The 16,436-nt window shown below is 41.4% G+C and carries 19 protein-coding genes; 12 read left to right on the top strand and 7 right to left on the bottom strand.

What is annotated here, in order from left to right:
* Positions 1-45 precede the first annotated feature (45 nt).
* From WC743_RS10315 to WC743_RS10300, 4 genes are all read left to right on the top strand, one after another.
* Positions 46-801 (top strand): SDR family oxidoreductase, encoded by a 756-nt coding sequence (locus tag WC743_RS10315; protein WP_373011893.1) that lies wholly within the window; start codon positions 46-48, stop codon positions 799-801.
* Positions 802-1,190: 389 nt separating this feature from the next.
* On the top strand, positions 1,191-1,382 hold the full coding sequence (locus WC743_RS10310; protein ID WP_373011892.1) for a hypothetical protein: 192 nt from the start codon (positions 1,191-1,193) through the stop codon (positions 1,380-1,382).
* Positions 1,383-1,414: 32 nt separating this feature from the next.
* Positions 1,415-1,558, top strand: coding sequence for a hypothetical protein (locus WC743_RS10305; RefSeq protein ID WP_373011891.1), 144 nt, complete (start codon positions 1,415-1,417; stop codon positions 1,556-1,558).
* A gap of 45 nt (positions 1,559-1,603) precedes the next feature.
* The gene (locus WC743_RS10300; protein WP_373011890.1) at positions 1,604-1,765 is read left to right on the top strand and encodes a hypothetical protein; all 162 of its coding nucleotides are present in this window, start codon (positions 1,604-1,606) and stop codon (positions 1,763-1,765) included.
* Positions 1,766-1,840: 75 nt separating this feature from the next.
* Here WC743_RS10300 and lpxB read toward each other — a convergent pair whose 3' ends face one another.
* From lpxB to WC743_RS10275, 5 genes are read right to left on the bottom strand one after another with little or no spacing between them, the layout of a single operon-like run.
* Positions 1,841-2,953, bottom strand: a complete 1,113-nt coding sequence (gene lpxB, locus WC743_RS10295) for a lipid-A-disaccharide synthase (RefSeq protein WP_373011889.1) — start codon at positions 2,951-2,953, stop codon at positions 1,841-1,843.
* Complete coding sequence (locus tag WC743_RS10290) at positions 2,950-3,231, bottom strand: hypothetical protein (protein ID WP_373011888.1); 282 nt, start codon at positions 3,229-3,231, stop codon at positions 2,950-2,952. The genes lpxB and WC743_RS10290 overlap by 4 nt, the downstream gene beginning before the upstream one ends.
* On the bottom strand, positions 3,209-3,985 hold the full coding sequence (gene surE / locus WC743_RS10285) for a 5'/3'-nucleotidase SurE (RefSeq protein ID WP_373011887.1): 777 nt from the start codon (positions 3,983-3,985) through the stop codon (positions 3,209-3,211). Before surE ends, WC743_RS10290 begins: the two co-directional genes overlap by 23 nt.
* A gap of 48 nt (positions 3,986-4,033) precedes the next feature.
* Positions 4,034-5,185: an acyltransferase family protein gene (locus WC743_RS10280; protein ID WP_373011886.1), complete on the bottom strand. Its 1,152-nt coding sequence runs from the start codon at positions 5,183-5,185 to the stop codon at positions 4,034-4,036.
* 38 nt (positions 5,186-5,223) lie between these two features.
* On the bottom strand, positions 5,224-6,585 hold the full coding sequence (locus WC743_RS10275; RefSeq protein WP_373011885.1) for an alpha/beta hydrolase-fold protein: 1,362 nt from the start codon (positions 6,583-6,585) through the stop codon (positions 5,224-5,226).
* 125 nt (positions 6,586-6,710) lie between these two features.
* Between WC743_RS10275 and WC743_RS10270 the strand changes: the two genes are divergently transcribed.
* Both WC743_RS10270 and WC743_RS10265 read left to right on the top strand, forming a co-directional pair.
* A complete protein-coding gene (locus WC743_RS10270; protein ID WP_373011884.1) occupies positions 6,711-7,298 on the top strand; it encodes a Crp/Fnr family transcriptional regulator in 588 nt (195 codons plus the stop codon).
* Between the two features lie 137 nt (positions 7,299-7,435).
* Positions 7,436-8,293 (top strand): SDR family NAD(P)-dependent oxidoreductase, encoded by an 858-nt coding sequence (locus WC743_RS10265; protein ID WP_373011882.1) that lies wholly within the window; start codon positions 7,436-7,438, stop codon positions 8,291-8,293.
* 88 nt (positions 8,294-8,381) lie between these two features.
* Here WC743_RS10265 and WC743_RS10260 read toward each other — a convergent pair whose 3' ends face one another.
* Entirely contained in the window at positions 8,382-8,567 is a 186-nt protein-coding gene (locus tag WC743_RS10260; RefSeq protein WP_373011881.1) for a CsbD family protein, read from the bottom strand.
* A 134-nt stretch (positions 8,568-8,701) separates the two neighbouring features.
* Complete coding sequence (gene acs, locus WC743_RS10255; RefSeq protein WP_373011880.1) at positions 8,702-10,603, bottom strand: acetate--CoA ligase; 1,902 nt, start codon at positions 10,601-10,603, stop codon at positions 8,702-8,704.
* Positions 10,604-10,894: 291 nt separating this feature from the next.
* Here acs and rpmB point away from each other — a divergent pair, with 291 nt between their 5' ends.
* The 6 genes from rpmB to bshC all read left to right on the top strand — a co-directional run bounded on the left by rpmB (position 10,895) and on the right by bshC (position 16,087).
* Positions 10,895-11,128, top strand: a complete 234-nt coding sequence (gene rpmB, locus WC743_RS10250) for a 50S ribosomal protein L28 (protein WP_373011879.1) — start codon at positions 10,895-10,897, stop codon at positions 11,126-11,128.
* Positions 11,129-11,213: 85 nt separating this feature from the next.
* Positions 11,214-11,396 (top strand): 50S ribosomal protein L33, encoded by a 183-nt coding sequence (gene rpmG / locus WC743_RS10245; RefSeq protein WP_067063463.1) that lies wholly within the window; start codon positions 11,214-11,216, stop codon positions 11,394-11,396.
* An 81-nt stretch (positions 11,397-11,477) separates the two neighbouring features.
* Entirely contained in the window at positions 11,478-11,642 is a 165-nt protein-coding gene (locus tag WC743_RS10240) for a DUF4295 domain-containing protein (RefSeq protein WP_373011878.1), read from the top strand.
* 185 nt (positions 11,643-11,827) lie between these two features.
* Positions 11,828-12,790 (top strand): signal recognition particle-docking protein FtsY, encoded by a 963-nt coding sequence (gene ftsY, locus WC743_RS10235; protein ID WP_373011877.1) that lies wholly within the window; start codon positions 11,828-11,830, stop codon positions 12,788-12,790.
* Between the two features lie 125 nt (positions 12,791-12,915).
* Positions 12,916-14,250, top strand: coding sequence for a 30S ribosomal protein S12 methylthiotransferase RimO (rimO, locus tag WC743_RS10230; RefSeq protein WP_373011876.1), 1,335 nt, complete (start codon positions 12,916-12,918; stop codon positions 14,248-14,250).
* 193 nt (positions 14,251-14,443) lie between these two features.
* Positions 14,444-16,087 (top strand): bacillithiol biosynthesis cysteine-adding enzyme BshC, encoded by a 1,644-nt coding sequence (gene bshC / locus WC743_RS10225; protein WP_373011875.1) that lies wholly within the window; start codon positions 14,444-14,446, stop codon positions 16,085-16,087.
* Positions 16,088-16,436 lie beyond the last annotated feature (349 nt).

Here is a 16,436-nt window from a genome sequence, read left to right as displayed (position 1 = left end):
CGCTGCTCATCTTTGTATTATCAAATCACTTAAAAAATTTACAAAATGAAAATAGTAGTTATCGGCGGTACCGGCCTTATTGGTAGCCAGGTAGTTAACTTATTGCAGCAAACAGAGCACGAAATTGTTGCTGCTTCACCTAATAACGGTGTAAACACCCTCACCGGCGAAGGTTTGTCTGAAGTTTTACAGGGCGCGCATGTGGTGGTGGATGTATCCAATTCGCCTTCTTTTGAAGATACGGCCGTAATGAACTTTTTCAAAACCTCTAACGAAAACCTGCTGACGGCCGAAAAAGCAGCAGGTGTGCAACACCATATTGCCTTGTCGGTAGTAGGAACGCAAAAATTACAGGCAAGTGGTTATTTCCGGGCCAAACAAGTGCAGGAAGATATGATCAAAGCATCGGGCATTCCTTATACTATCGTTCACGCCACACAATTCTTTGAATTTGCAGGGAGTATTCTTCAAATGAGTATAGTAGATGGGAAAGTACGCTTACCCGATGCTAACATTCAGCCTATCGCAAGTAAAGACGTGGCTGCCTTCGTAGCGCAAACAGCAGTTGCCCAACCAGCCAATACCATCCTGGAAATAGGCGGACCCGAGAAATTCAATATTACTGCATGGGTCAAAGAATATGCACAGGCTACCAGTAAAAACTATGAAATAGGGCCTGATGCCAACGCCTTATATTCTGGCGCGCCACTTGATGCCGATACCTTAGCGCCCGAAAGAGCCGTTTACCTGGGCCCAACAAACTACGCGGAATGGATTGCTATCCCTCAGAATCAGCGGTAAGGGCTGGGCAAATCGGAGCTTAGTAGCTGTAATTAGGATATTAGGTATCTCATAATGATTATTAAGGCTTTACGGAAGATCGTAAAGCCTTTTTCTTTTCTTATAAAACATAAACACGTTAGATCTGTGAGGCCGCTATTTGTCAGCATTTCAATAAAAAGCGAACACTCTAAACAAAAACGTACACAATATTGACCACCCTTTACAACACGTTGTATATTTTTCTTGTACATTTTCAATCCATAACTATGTTAAAAAAAACATAAGAGGTTGATTTTTGGCGCTTTATGTTTATTGTGTAAAAAAATATTGAACGGAATGTAATTTTTTTTGGCGGCGATAGCTTTTTTGGCACTGAATTGGAATAACACATATCAAACAGAGATAAAATGGTAATCGGAAAGAAAACTGAAAAACCTGGCGAAGAGAAAGAATGGGAAAACCCATTAGCACCAGAAAACACCTCTGATGAAAGAGACAGGGAACAACTGGCTAGGCAATACAAAGAAGCAAAACGCAGACATGATAACCTTAGCGAGAACCAGGAAGACAATAAAGAAGAAGAAGAAGACAAAAACTAACCAAACTATTAAAACATTTAAAAATATTAACTATGAAAGCCTATCAAAAACAATCAGTAAGTAAATTAGTAGCTCGTTTTGATAAAGAGTTGAAAAACATTTTAATGACCGATTTAAAAGCTGTTAAAGCGATTAAAAATCAGTTAATGAACAGCCAAAACTTAAATGCAGCTTAGTAACAGCTAAAACATTTACAGAAGCTCACAACAAATTATCTACTTATGAAGACTTATACAAAAACAGCTACCAGCAAATTAGTTACCCGTTTTGATAACGAATTAAAAAACTTGCTAATGGAAGATCTGAAGTCTTTCAGGGAACGTAACCAATTTTCAACAAGCAACAAACAGGCAACTGCACAACAACAGTTAAAAGCTGCCTGATCATTATATTTCTATTACATCTATATCTGAAACATTCCTTTGAGAAAGGCAAGGCCCGCTATTTGGTAGCGGGCCTTATTTTTTTGAAGCATATTTTACTATCAGGGCGGCAGTTTTGACTGATGCCCCGGGTGTGCCCATCTTTTCATCGAGCACATCATAATCAGCAAGCATTTTTTGGCGATAAGCTTTATCGTTTACTAACCTGTCCAGCTCCGCAATTATCCCGGGGGGATTGCAATCCTGCTGTATCAGCTCTTTTACTACCTGGCTATCCATTATCAAATTTACCAGTGATATAAATTTGATCTTTATCAGCATCCTCGCAATGCCAATGGTTATGGCGTTACCTTTATAAACCACTACTTGCGGCACGTTAAATAAAGCGGTTTCTAAAGTAGCTGTGCCCGATGCAACAACAGCAGCTTCGGCTACGTTCAAAAGATCGTACGTAGCGTTAAATATCACAGGAATGCTTTTATTAAGGAGGAATTGCTGATAATATTCAATATTAAATGACGGTGCGCCTGCAACCACAAACTGGTGATGCGGGAACTGATGGGTAACAGCCAGCATATCCGGCAATAAGCGGCTTATCTCCTGCTTACGGCTACCGGGCAACAAGGCTATTATCCTTTTACCGGCGAGGCTATTGTTTTGCAGAAAATTGGGATCGGGCTTAAAGGCATCAACAGCATCTAAAAGTGGGTTACCTACATAGTCAATTTCCATGCCCCAGCTTTTATAAAAATCAACCTCAAAAGGCAGGATACAAAAGAGGTGGTCTACTACTTTCTTTATTTTAAGTACTCGCTTCTGGTTCCAGGCCCAAACTTTGGGTGAGATATAATAGCAAACCAGCAAGCCCTGTGTTTTGGCAAACTCTGCTATTTTTAAGTTAAAGCCGGGGAAATCAATCAGTATTAAAACATCAGGCCGGTAGGCTACAATATCCTTTTTACAAAGGCTTAGGTTTTTAAGAATTGTATTCAGGTTTAAAACTACCTCTACAAAACCCATAAAAGCCATATCGGCATAGTGCTTTACCAGTGTACCACCCTCAGCCTGCATCAGGTCACCGCCAAAAAAGCGGAACTCTGCCTGCCCGTCAAGCTCTTTTAAGGCTTTCATCAGGTTGGCCCCATGCAAATCGCCGGATGCTTCGCCGGCTACCAGGTAATACTTCATCTGATATGCATTTTAAACATAAACACTAACAGCATAAAAGTAAAGGTAACTATCATTATACCATTAGCTGTTTTACCCATATCTTTTTTAAAAACATATCTTAACAGCAACAGGTTTAACACAATAGCTACCAGATAAGGCATAGCAGGCTTATCTAATAATACAACTTCGTCATGCAAAATGTAGCCAAAAACTACCCAGGCAATGGCAGGCGCAATGCAGCCATAAAGCATCCCCAATGGTAAGCTATCCTTTTTAAACATTAAACTTCCAGCCATTTAATACAGGGATAGCGTGATGAGCGGTCATATCAAACTGAACCGGCACTACCGATACGTAGTTATGATCAAGCGCCCAAACATCGGTATCCTCGCCGTGATCATTATTCTGGAAAACACCTGTTAGCCAGTAATAAGGGCGTTTGTATGGGTCATGCCGCATATCAAACTCTTCTGCCCATTTAGCGTTTGCCTGGCGGCAAACCTTTATACCTTTTATATTACTCCCTGCGGGGAAGTTCACATTTAACACTGTACCAACCGGCAAGCCGTTGGCCAAAACCTGTTGGGCAATTTCCTTTACATATTTTAAGCAATGCTCAAAATTGGCCTGCAACGTATAATCATCTAAAGAAAAACCTATTGACGGGATGCCCTCAATAGCTCCCTCAACAGCTGCCGACATGGTGCCGGAGTACAATACGTTGATAGAGTTATTTAACCCGTGATTTATGCCCGATACACAAAGATCGGGCTTTACACCTTTTAAAACCGAGTTAACGGCCAGCTTTACACAATCAACCGGGGTACCGCTGCAACTATACATTTCAATACCTTCATACACCTCAACTTTATCTAAACGCAATGGCTTACCAATAGTTATGGCGTGCCCCATGCCCGATTGCGGACTATCTGGCGCTACTACCACTACCCTGCCAAGCTCCTTCATTACATGCATCAGGGCCTTAATACCTTCGGCGGTTATGCCATCATCGTTTACTACTAATATGGTGGGCTGCTTAAGTTTTGTCATCAGGCAAAAATAGATATAATTGAATTAAGCTGCCTGTTCAATCAGGCACTAAATTATCTTATTCACTCCCGGTATCCTCACTATTATCATCCCTAATAAAAAACTGAATGTAACGGCCAGTGGTGCTACGATCAATAATTTCAGTGCAGGTTCAATAGTCCAACTATGTAAGGCGACCGATAACGCTATCAGCACCAGGGGATGAAAAATATAAACCGCGAATGTGCAGCGCGACAGTTTGCTCATAAAAGCCGAAGCCCCGCCCCAGCGGGTTTTGCCGATGCAAAGCAAGGCTGTAACTATACTAAAGCCCACCAGTTGCTCCCATACCGCGTACCATAATGATTGCCAGTGGCCCCCTACATTAAAGTACTCCACAGGAAAATTCAACGCTTTTTGGATCACAAAAAATAGCGGGAAGCCAATAAACACCAGGCACAAAGCAATAGTCCTCATTCTTTTACCCATGCTATAATCTGCCTGATTCAACCACTTACTGCGTGATGCTATCAATCCCAGTATAAACATGGCTATGTATTGCGGAAAATGCCCTAACTGAAAGCCAAGTGGCTTTAGCACCCATCCCACCGGAAAAACAATTCGTACAAAATAACTTATTACGCCAATACCCGCAGCAAACAACAGGATAACAGTTCCGGATGGTAATGACTTTATCCGGCTTTGCCTTTTCACGATTATGCGGAACAACACATATAATAAGGTAAATATCAGCAATGCAGCTACAAACCATAACACGCCAAAACTTATCCAGCCATCAAACCCACCTAAATACTGCAGGTAAGTAATATGATGCCCTTCAGCAACATAATACACCATGAAACTTAAAAAAGGCGACAGGATAAGCGAGTAGAAGACCAACGGTATGCCAAGCCGAAGCAGCCGGTCGGTAACGAACTTAACAGGGCCCTTTTTATCATAGGATGAAGGAATGAATAATGCTGAAAGGAAAAAAAAGAACCCCATAAAAAATGCCTGGTTAACTGCCACAAACATGGTCATAGGCACTATTGCCCCTGCCAGCGTGGTCTTTTGCGAATAATACCAGCCGCCGGGTGCGCCATAGGTAATAAAAGCATGATGCAGTATTACAAGAACAGTTAACACCACCTTGAGGTGATCTAAATAATTGATCTTGTTTTTGGGTTGAATAAGGGCTGGTTGAGATTCAGGGGTTGACATTGTGATTGGTATTGATCTGATAAAAATAGGCGAAACTTTTAATCAATCTTTATTTTTATGGAATTCACCCACAAGGCCTGTCTGTCAAATGTTTTTTGAAAGCCATTCAATAAAAAGCTTTTATCAGCTTTAACTTTTTCTTTAAATACTTGTTTGCCATTAGCCATTACAGTTATTGGCTTATTTAGGTCTACCATTTCGGCGCTTATTTTCAATTCGACTTCGTTAGTTGCTGATGTTTGCAGGGTAAATACATTATCCTTATAGCTCGCCTGTACTACGGCGCTTTTTAATGGCTCATAATAGTTCCCTTCAATCCAAAGCTGCCTCGTTTCTAAATATTCCTTATATCTAACGTCAAAAACGTTATACCAGGCTGCACTTTTACGGCTTGTGTCGGGTTTGGTAATAGTTAACCAGTCGCACGAATTATAGGGGCTATTTTGTGTGGTTTCCAGGTAGATATTACTTTGGTATGGGTTGCGTATAACCCCTTTCATGAATTTATCTGCATAGGGTGCATCAATACCTAAATGCTTATCCCAATGCTCGTAGCCTGTATATTCTTTGTAGGTTATCCTTTTATCAAATTTCTTTATCGAATCGATGATCTGCCGGTTCATTCCTATTCTGCGTAGTTTATCTTTATCTGAATGTACCTCGTAAAGTGGCCGGTTTTGAACGTTCCGGATATAATAATCATGCGTGAATAAATTCTTAAACATGGTATTATAAGCCACCACCCCGGCAAACTGATCGGGCTTATAAACCGCCAGGCCAATGGCTCCGTCAGAACCATCAGAATGCCCGAACGCATACACCCGGTTATCATCAATATTTAAAACCTGCTTAAGCGCAGTAATAATTTCAGTCAGTTTTTTATACGTAAGGTTAAAGTGATAGGCCTGCCCACTCCCAAGCCATTTGTTACCGCCCCAGGTAAAGCCTTTGCTTTTATCGCCCAATGGTTGTATAATAATGTAGTTGTTAGCTTTCAGCGGGTCCGTAAGTATTCCCTCATCACTATCTGCAAGGCTATCAATATCGCTGAATTTACTTTGCCCTACGGCACCATGTAATTGCAATACGCAGGGCGTTTTCCTTGTATTTTGATAGTTTGCCGGGATATATACACGAAGCGGTATCTTACCATAATCAGCATCGGTATAATAAAATTTATAATCGCGCCCCACGTCCTTAACAGGTTCATAGTCTGACCAGTTGCTTAAAAGCATCAGGGTAGAATCCGCATCAATTTTCATGTTTGCTTTAATCTGTTTGAGCAGGATATCCGGGTTGTTTGTGGCTAATAATTCAGGCGCTTTGCTTTGGGCAAATAATTCAGACTGACAAAATAAGCCGGACAGAATAATGAATACGTTAAATAAAATTCGTTTCATGGTAAGATTTTGGTGCAATAGAAAAGACGTGGTATTTATCCCGGCGTTGCATAATGATATTACCTTAGCCTGAAATTGTAAATTAGCAATATAAAATATACTTCTTACTTTCGCTCAGTAATATAATGATGTACCCGTCTTTCCGTAAATATATTGACCAATACACCGGCGATACCATGACCGACGATGAGTTTGAACTTGTGAGGCGGGCATTTGTTCCAAAAAAGATCAGGAAAAAACAATACTTATTGCAGGAGGGCGACGTATGCAAGTACCTGTCCTTCATAGTAAAAGGCGCCATGCGGCAATATACGGTAGACGAAAAAGGTAACGAGCATATTGTACGTTTTGGAATTGAGAACTGGTGGATGGCAGATCGCGAAAGCTTTGAGCTTTTAACCCCCACCATTTATAATATTGATGCCTGGGAAGAAACCGAGGTTTTGCAGGTAACACTGGCAAATTTAACTGAACTGAAAGAGCGCTTTCCGGGGATGAATAAGGTCACTACTGCCCTGGACAAGCGCGGGCATATTGCCGCCCAAAAACGAATAACTGCCGCCATAAGCCTTACTGCCGAAGAGAAATATCTTGACCTTTTTAAAACCCACCCGATATTTTTTCAGCGTTTTCCGCAAACAATGATTGCCTCTTACCTGGGCATTTCGCCGGAGACGCTGAGCCGCATCCGCAAAAACAACATACTTAAATAACATATTTACAGTATATTATAACTTTTTCGCTTGATAAATATCAAGCGCATTTCTTGCTATATGTCATTTACCACGCCATGCGGTTACTGCACCTTTGATGCGAACAAAAAACAATAATCCGCACAAAAGTCAATAACATGAAAAAGATAATTTTTATTACCGGTACCAGCACAGGTTTTGGTAAACTAATGGTAGAAACCCTTTCAAAAGCAGGCCATATAATAATTGCAGGCATGCGCGGCACCACCGGTAAAAACGAAGGTGTAGCAAAAGAGCTTAACGCATTACCTAATGTTGAAGTAACCGAAATTGAGATCACAGATGATGAGTCGGTAAATACGGCCATCCATAATTCTGTTAATAAATACGGTAAAATAGATGTGCTGGTAAACAATGCAGCAATGGCGGGTTATGGTTTGCTGGAAGGTTATTCGGTAGCGCAGTTCCAAAAAATGATGGATGTAAACCTGTATAGCGTATTACGTACATATCAAGCTGTGCTGCCATCAATGCGTGCCGAAAAAAATGGCTTGGTTATTAATATTACATCTGGCGCAAGCGGCTTCACTGTTCCGTTTATGATACCTTACTTAACTTCTAAATTTGGGGTGGAAGCTATTACCGAAGGCTTGCAGGATGAACTTAAAGATTATGGAATAGACAATGTAAGCATTCAGCCGGGAGTGTATCCAACAGAAATGAATACAGGTGTTAAAACAGGGATAAATGCCGATAAAGAAGATATTATAGCCGCCTACGGCAATGCCGCGACTGATCAGTTTAATGCTATGGGTGCTGCTATGTTTGGTAAAATGGCCGAATATAAAATGGATCCGCAGGTAATTGCCGATGGTGTATTAAAACTGATTGAAATGGAAAAAGGCGAACTCCCTTTGCGTTATCCTATTGATGCCATAGCTCGGGGCACCGACCATGAGTTTATAAAAGCCCGTGCAGATATCAAGGCAAAATGGAGAGCTAATTATGGGTTTTAATTTGAGAGGCTTTTAAGCCTATGAACGCAGTTCCTTAGACAAAATATTTTAAAACAAAAAGCCTCAATTAAATTGAGGCTTTTTGTTGTTATAAGCTGTTTATCCATTTTACCAGCTGTTCGCGGGTTTTGCCCGTTTTTTGCTGCAGGCGGCCCAATGTTTCGTCATCTTTACCTTCTTCGTATTTCAGATCGTCATCGGTTAAATCGCCATAGGCTTGTTTTATTTTCCCTTTCAGCTCATTCCAACCACCTTTTAATTCTAATTTGTCCATAATATGTTTCTCCTATTTAGATGTAATAGAATAACAGACCGGGACTTGTTTGGTTTTCTTAAGATTCAAGAATCAGGAATCAAGACAGGAAAAATTGTAGCTTCTTGTCTCTTGATTCTTAGTTCTTGATTCTCTTACAAAGCTCCTGCCTTAATTTCCTCAACCACTCCCGGATCCAGCAAGGTAGATGTATCGCCTAAGTTCGAGGTATCGCCTTCAGCAATCTTTCTCAAGATCCTGCGCATGATTTTGCCTGACCGGGTTTTGGGCAGGCCGCTTACAAACTGGATCTTATCCGGCCTGGCTATGGCACCTATAATACGGGCTACCGTCATCATAATATCCTTGCGTGTAAGTTCAGGGTCATCATGCTGATTAGGGCATACCACAAAGGCGTATACCCCTTGTCCCTTAATATCATGCGGGTAACCTACCACGGCAGATTCTACCACGGTGCTGTGCATATTTATGGCATTCTCTACCTCGGCAGTACCAATACGGTGGCCAGATACATTCAGCACATCATCTACACGGCCGGTTATACGATAGTAACCATCTTCATCGCGCAGGCAGCCATCGCCTGTAAAATACAGGTTTGGATAGGCGGTAAAATAGGTAGTGCGGCAACGCTCATGATCGCCATAAGTGGTACGCAGCATACCCGGCCACGGGAATTTGATACAGAGGTTTCCGCTTACACCGTTGCCCTCAAGTTCTTTACCGCTCTCATCAACCAAAATAGGTTGCACACCTGGTAAAGGCAGGGTTGCATACCCTGGCTTGGTTTTGGTAACACCCGCAATTGGCGATATCATAAAGCCACCGGTTTCGGTTTGCCACCAGGTATCAACAATAGGGCATTTACCCTGGCCAATTTTTTCATCAAACCAGTGCCACGCTTCTTCATTAATAGGTTCGCCTACCGAACCTAATTTTTTCAGCGAGCTAAAATCCTTGTTTTTAAGCACATCATCACCAAAGCTCATTAACGAGCGAATAGCTGTTGGGGCGGTATATAGTATGTTTACTTTATGCTTTTCTACAATATCCCATAAGCGCCCGGCATTAGGCCAGGTAGGGATGCCCTCAAACAATACACATGTTGCCCCCTGGCTCAGCGGACCATAAGCGATATAGGAGTGGCCCGTGATCCAGCCAATATCAGCCGTACAAAAATAAACCTCTCCCTGTTGGTATTGGAACGCGTTACTGAATGTGTAACCCGTGTAAACCATATAGCCGCCACAGGTATGCACTACACCTTTAGGCTTACCGGTAGAGCCTGATGTATATAGGATGAACAGCATATCCTCCGCGTCCATTTCTTCGGCAGGGCAATCAGGGTTGCCCTGGGTCTCCACTTTTTTGATCTCATCTTCCCACCATACATCGCGGCCCTTTATCATTGATACAGGTGTATGGCTGCGGGTTAACACAATTACTTTTTTTATAGATGGGCATTGTACCAGTGCATCATCAATAACTGATTTTAAAGGCACTTCTTTTGTCCCCCTAAAACTCCCATCGGCAGTAACTACTATATTACATTCCGCGTCTTTTATCCTGTCTGCAATTGATTGTGCCGAAAACCCGCCGAAAACTACAGAATGAATAGCCCCTATCCTTGCACATGCCAATACAGCTATGGCCAGCTCAGGTACCATTGGCATGTAAATACATATCCGGTCGCCTTTTTTGGCGCCGTTGTTTTTTAACACGTTTGCAAACTGGCAAACTTTACTATGCAGCTGCTTATACGTTAATATATGATGATCTTCACTTGGGTCGTTTGGTTCCCAGATAATGGCCGGGGTATCGCCGTTCTTTTCCAGGTGGCGGTCAATGCAATTCTCGGTAATGTTTAGTTTTGCCCCCTGGAACCATTTGATGCTGGGCTCTTTAAAATTCCATTCCAGTACTTTATCCCACTTTTTTTTCCATAAAAAGTTATCCGCAATTTCTGCCCAAAACTCTTCTGGCTGCTCTACACTTTTGCGGTAAACCTGGTTGTATTCTTCAATTGATTTAACTTGCATAATAGGTTATAAATGATGGTGTAAATTAGTAATTTTCCTATAAGGCGTTATAATTAAATACTATTTTAGGTTGATAATGTTTATTTGAACATTACAGGCGTGCTTATAAAGCCGGTTTCCGGGTATGAAAAGGTGGGTTGCCGGGCCAGTTTTATCATCCAAAAACCTATATTTTTGTGTTATTAAATCTTTTTGAAAAATATTTGAAAACACTATTGCCTGTTTGCTTTAAAAACCTGATATTTGCAAACTCTTTTTAGGAAAAGAGTGAAGATTTAAAAAATATTTGTCATGTCAAGAATTTGTGATTTAACAGGAAAAGGCTACATGAACGGTAATAGCGTTTCTAATTCAAATGCTAAAACCAAACGTAAGTTTTATCCAAACTTACAGCTGAAAAAGTTTTATATCCCTGAAGAAGATAAATGGATCACTTTGAAAGTATCTACTTCTGCTGTTAAAACTATCAGCAAACGCGGTATTACTGCTTGTATCAACAAGTTTGTTAAAAAAGGATCTATTTAATAAAAATTAGTTTTGAGCAATGAGCTACGGGTTTTAATTTTTAAAACCGGCAACTCAAAACCCAAAACTCAAAACAATATATAAGATGGCTAAGAAAGGTAACAGGGTTCAGGTAATATTAGAATGCACAGAGCATAAAACCAGCGGCATGCCGGGTATGTCTCGCTATATTACTACCAAAAACAAAAAGAACACTACTGAGAGACTGGAAATGAAAAAATTCAACCCGGTTTTAAGAAAAGTAACTGTTCATAAAGAAATTAAATAACAATTGGTTAAGGTTTATCAGCGGTTTAAGAATTTCCTAAATCACTAATTTACACTATCACTAATTCAATAATTAAACAACATGGCAAAGAAAGTAGTTGCAACCCTGAAAGTAGCAGGTAAAGGAAAAGAATTTTCAAAAGTAATAACAATGAGCAAATCAGCACGTACCGGTGCTTACTCATTCAAAGAGTTGATCGTAGCTAACGACAACATCAAGGATGCTCTTGCAGGTAAAACCCTGTAATTACTTTTGCTGAAAATATTAAAGCCGTCTTGTTTAAACGAGAGGGCTTTTTTTGTTAGATTTAGTCTGAAACAGAATTTACAGGATTTTAGAATTGACAAAATGGCTGTCAACTCATTGCATGTAGTTCTGAACATCATAAATTAATTCAGAAAATTCAAAAATTCTGAGAATTCTGATCACTTATGGGATTATTTGATTTTTTCAAGAAAAAAGAAAACACGCAGCAAGAACAGCAGGCGCTTGATACCGGCCTGGAAAAAACCAAGGACAATTTCTTTTCAAAGATCACCAAAGTTATCGCCGGTAAATCAACCGTTGATGATGATGTGCTTGACGACCTGGAAGAAGTACTGGTAACATCTGACGTTGGTGTAAGCACCACCTTAAAGATAATTGAACGCATCCAGGCACGCGTTGCAAAAGATAAATACGTAAGCACATCTGAGCTGAACACCCTTTTAAAGGATGAGATACAACAGCTGCTTGCCGAAAATAACAGCAACGATTTCCGCACGTTTGAATATGGTACCCAAAAGCCTTATGTAATAATGGTAGTTGGCGTAAATGGCGTGGGTAAAACCACAACCATTGGTAAGCTGGCCCATAAATTAAAACAGGCGGGCAACAAGGTAGTATTAGGTGCAGCAGATACCTTCCGTGCAGCAGCGGTAGATCAGTTGCAGCTTTGGGGTAAGCGTGTTGATGTAAAGGTAGTAGCCCAGCCAATGGGATCAGACCCGGCATCGGTAGCCTTTGATACGCTGCGTTCGGCAGTGGCCAATGGCGACGATGTGGCAATTATTGATACCGCCGGCCGTTTACATAATAAGGTAGGCTTAATGAACGAGCTTACCAAAATTAAAAATGTGATGCAAAAGGTAATCCCCGGCGCACCACATGAAATACTGTTGGTGCTTGATGCATCAACCGGGCAAAACGCTATTGAGCAGTGCAAACAGTTTACAGAAGCCACCGCGGTTAATGCCCTGGCCCTAACCAAGCTTGATGGTACGGCAAAAGGCGGTGTAGTTATAGGAATATCAGACCAGTTTAAAATACCGGTAAAATATATAGGTGTAGGCGAAGGCATGGACCATTTACAGCTTTTTGACAGGCAAGCGTTTGTTGATAGCCTGTTTAAATAGAAAGAGTGCCAGGCTTCCGTTAATAAAGCGTCATTGCGAGGAACGAAGCAATCTCCGATAAGCATAGCCAATATGCATAGTTTTGAGATTGCTTCGTTCCTCGCAATGACGCGTTGGGAAATACAATGAAAACAAAAGAAATTTATCAGCCAAAAAAGATTCTTAAACCACGCGTAAATGTGGTGACTTTGGGCTGTTCAAAAAATATTTACGACAGTGAAGTGCTCATGGGCCAGCTTAAAGGCAATGCCTATGATGTGGTGCATGAAACAGATAAGTTGCGTAGTAACGATATCATTGTGATAAATACCTGCGGCTTTATTGATAATGCCAAACAGGAATCTATTGATACCATTTTGCAGTATAGCGAGCTAAAAGAGCAAGGCAAAGTTGGGAAAGTAATTGTTACCGGTTGCTTAAGCGAGCGTTATAAACCCGAGCTGGAAGCCGAGATCACTAATGTTGATGCTTACTTTGGCACTAACGATCTGCAAAATATCCTTACCAATATAGGTGCCGATTATCGCCACGAATTAATTGGTGAGCGCCTGTTAACTACCCCGTCGCATTTTGCATACTTTAAAATTGCCGAAGGCTGTAACCGTCCGTGTTCTTTTTGCGCTATCCCTTTAATGCGTGGCAAGCACGTGAGTACGCCTATTGACCAACTGGTTAAGAACGCCGAAAGCCTGGTTAAGAACGGCACTAAAGAATTGATACTGATAGCACAAGACCTTACTTATTATGGCCTTGACCTATACGGAAAACGTAATTTAGACGAATTGCTTCGCCGCATATCTGATGTAAACGGTGTAGAATGGATCAGGCTGCAATACGCCTACCCTGCCGGCTTCCCAATGGAGGTTTTGGATGTGATGAATGAGCGCGATAACATTTGCAAGTATATGGATATGCCTTTGCAGCACATCAGCGATAATATGCTTAAATCAATGCGCCGTGGTTTAACAAAACAAAAAACCATTGATGTAGTGAACCAGATCCGCGATAAAGTACCGGGCATTGCCATGCGTACCACGCTGATAACCGGTTACCCCGGCGAAACGCAACAGGATTTTGAAGAAATGGCACAATGGGTTGAAGATACCAAATTTGACCGCCTGGGCTGTTTCACCTACTCGCATGAAGAAAAAACACATGCCCATTCTTTGGTTGATGATGTACCTGAAGAAGTAAAACAGGAACGCGCCGATGCCATAATGGAGATACAACAGGGCATCTCTTTTGATAAGAACCAGGAAAAAATTGGCAACACCTATAAGGTGCTGATTGATAAAAAAGACGGTGGTTACTTTGTTGGCCGTACCGAATATGATTCGCCCGAGGTGGATAACGAGGTGCTGATTGATGCGGCTATTGATTATGCGGCTGTTGGCAGTTTTGTTAACGTTAAAATTAACAGCGCCGAGGACTTTGATCTTTATGGACAAATTGTAAAATAAACCCAATCTTAACAGCTCCCTATTTGTTTTTAGATTATAAAATCTAAATTCGACATGTAAATGCTTAAGCTAAGTTATTTAACTCTCGCGAAGACGCAAAGAATCATTATTTGAAAACTTAGCGCCTTTGCGTCTTTGCGAGACATATCTTAACGACTTTGTCTTTAGTCATTAATCTACAATCGTAAATAAAATGGACGCAGCCTGTATTGACTATAAAGACACCGGGTACTTTTCCCAAACCGTAATAGATTACCTGGAGAATATTCCGGAATTAAGATCGTTTTATAGCTACCGCCCCACCCTTAAAGGCTTTGCTGAATTGTTTGAGAACAAAAAGGTTGTTGCCGACAGGGCACTTTTGGTGCAAGTTCTGCAAAGCCAGTATTTCCATGAGTCCGGAAACCGGAGAAATGGAAAATCAGACATTGAAAGCTCATCCCAAATTGAATTAGATGCTTCTGATTTTATAAGGCAAAAAATAGATCTGTTAAAATCTGATAATACTTACACCGTTACTACCGGCCATCAGCTGAATATATTTACCGGCCCGCTCTATTTTATTTACAAGATAGTTACGGCCATAAAACTATGCCGCCAGCTAAAAGATTCTTTTCCCGATAAAAATTTTGTGCCGGTTTACTGGATGGCATCAGAAGATCATGATTTTGCCGAGATCAACTACACCAACATTGGCGGTAAAAAAGTGCATTGGTGGTACGAGGCTTCGGGCGCTACCGGGCGTATCAACCCAGATACTATGCGCCAGGCAATAAACCAGTACAAAGGTGTTTTGGGTATTGATGGCCATGCCGATGAACTGGGTGAAATGGTTGAAACCGCCTATACCAAATTTGATAAACTGGCCGATGCTACCCGCTATCTGGTAAATGCCCTTTTTGGCAGATACGGACTGGTTATTATTGATGCCGACGACCATCGCCTTAAACAGCAGTTTGCCCCTATTATGGAGCGCGATATTATTGAGCAAAACAGTTTCAAAAATATCAGTGCTGCTAATGAGCAATTGCGACAGTTGGGTGTACATATACAGGTTAACCCGCGCGAGATCAACTTTTTTTACCTGATAGATAATCTGCGCGAGCGATTGGTTTTTGAGAATGATCGCTACAGTGTAATGAATACCGACATCAGTTTTACGGAACAAGAACTGAAACAGGAAATAAAAAATGCACCTGAACGCTTTAGCCCTAACGTGGTGATGCGGCCGCTGTACCAGGAATGTATTTTGCCCAATATTGCCTATATAGGCGGTGGTGCCGAAGTAGTTTACTGGCTGGAATTGAAATCAAATTTCGACCATTATAACATCGATTTCCCTATCCTTATCCTGCGTAACTCCGGCCTCATCATTAAAAAAGAAACTGCCGCCAAAATCAACAGTATGGAATTAGGCCCGGTTGATATTTTTAAAAGTACAGACGAGATCAAGAACCACTGGATAAAAAAACATAGCAGCCATGATCTTACCCTTAACGAAGAATGGCGTGAAATTGAGTGTGTGTTTGAAAAGATAAAGCTCCGCGCCCATAAAATTGACAGGACGCTGGAACCATCGGCAACGGCGGTACAGGCACGTTTAAAGCATGCAATGGATAACTTGCAAAAGAAACTGGTAAAAGCCGAAAAGCGAAATTACCATACCCGTCTGGAGCAGATAGAACACATCAAAGCCGACATTTTCCCTAAAGATAGCCTGCAGGAACGTACCGAAAACTTTGGCCTCAGCTACGTAAAATGGGGCCAACTGTTTATAGACGAACTCATCCGCAATTTTGAACCGCTTGAATTTAAATTCACGGTGCTGACGGAGTAAAAGTCACCAAGTACCCACGTCTTATTAAACCGTGTCATTTTTATTAAACCATATCATTGCGAGGAGCGCAGCGACGTGGACAACCGACCGTAGGGAGCTCATTAATTCCATAAGGAAAATCAAACTCATTAATAATCCCGTAGCCAGTGCATGACCGCTTGTCCTGCGACGGGATTGCCACGCTATCGCTCGCAATGACATGGTTTTTATTTTTATTTAAGTAGAGGCGCAAAATATTGCGCCTCTACGCGGTTTATCTTTTAATAATGATACCTCACGAACGCTTCCATGGCGGCGTATTCGGCCAGCCCCAGCCGGTCATAGCTCTGCGCCGTTTCCCGGTTGCGGT

The organism is Mucilaginibacter sp., assembly GCF_041660805.1.
GTDB lineage: Bacteria > Bacteroidota > Bacteroidia > Sphingobacteriales > Sphingobacteriaceae > Mucilaginibacter.
The sequence above is the reverse complement of the archived record's forward strand: the minus strand, read 5'-3'. Positions and strand labels throughout refer to the sequence as shown.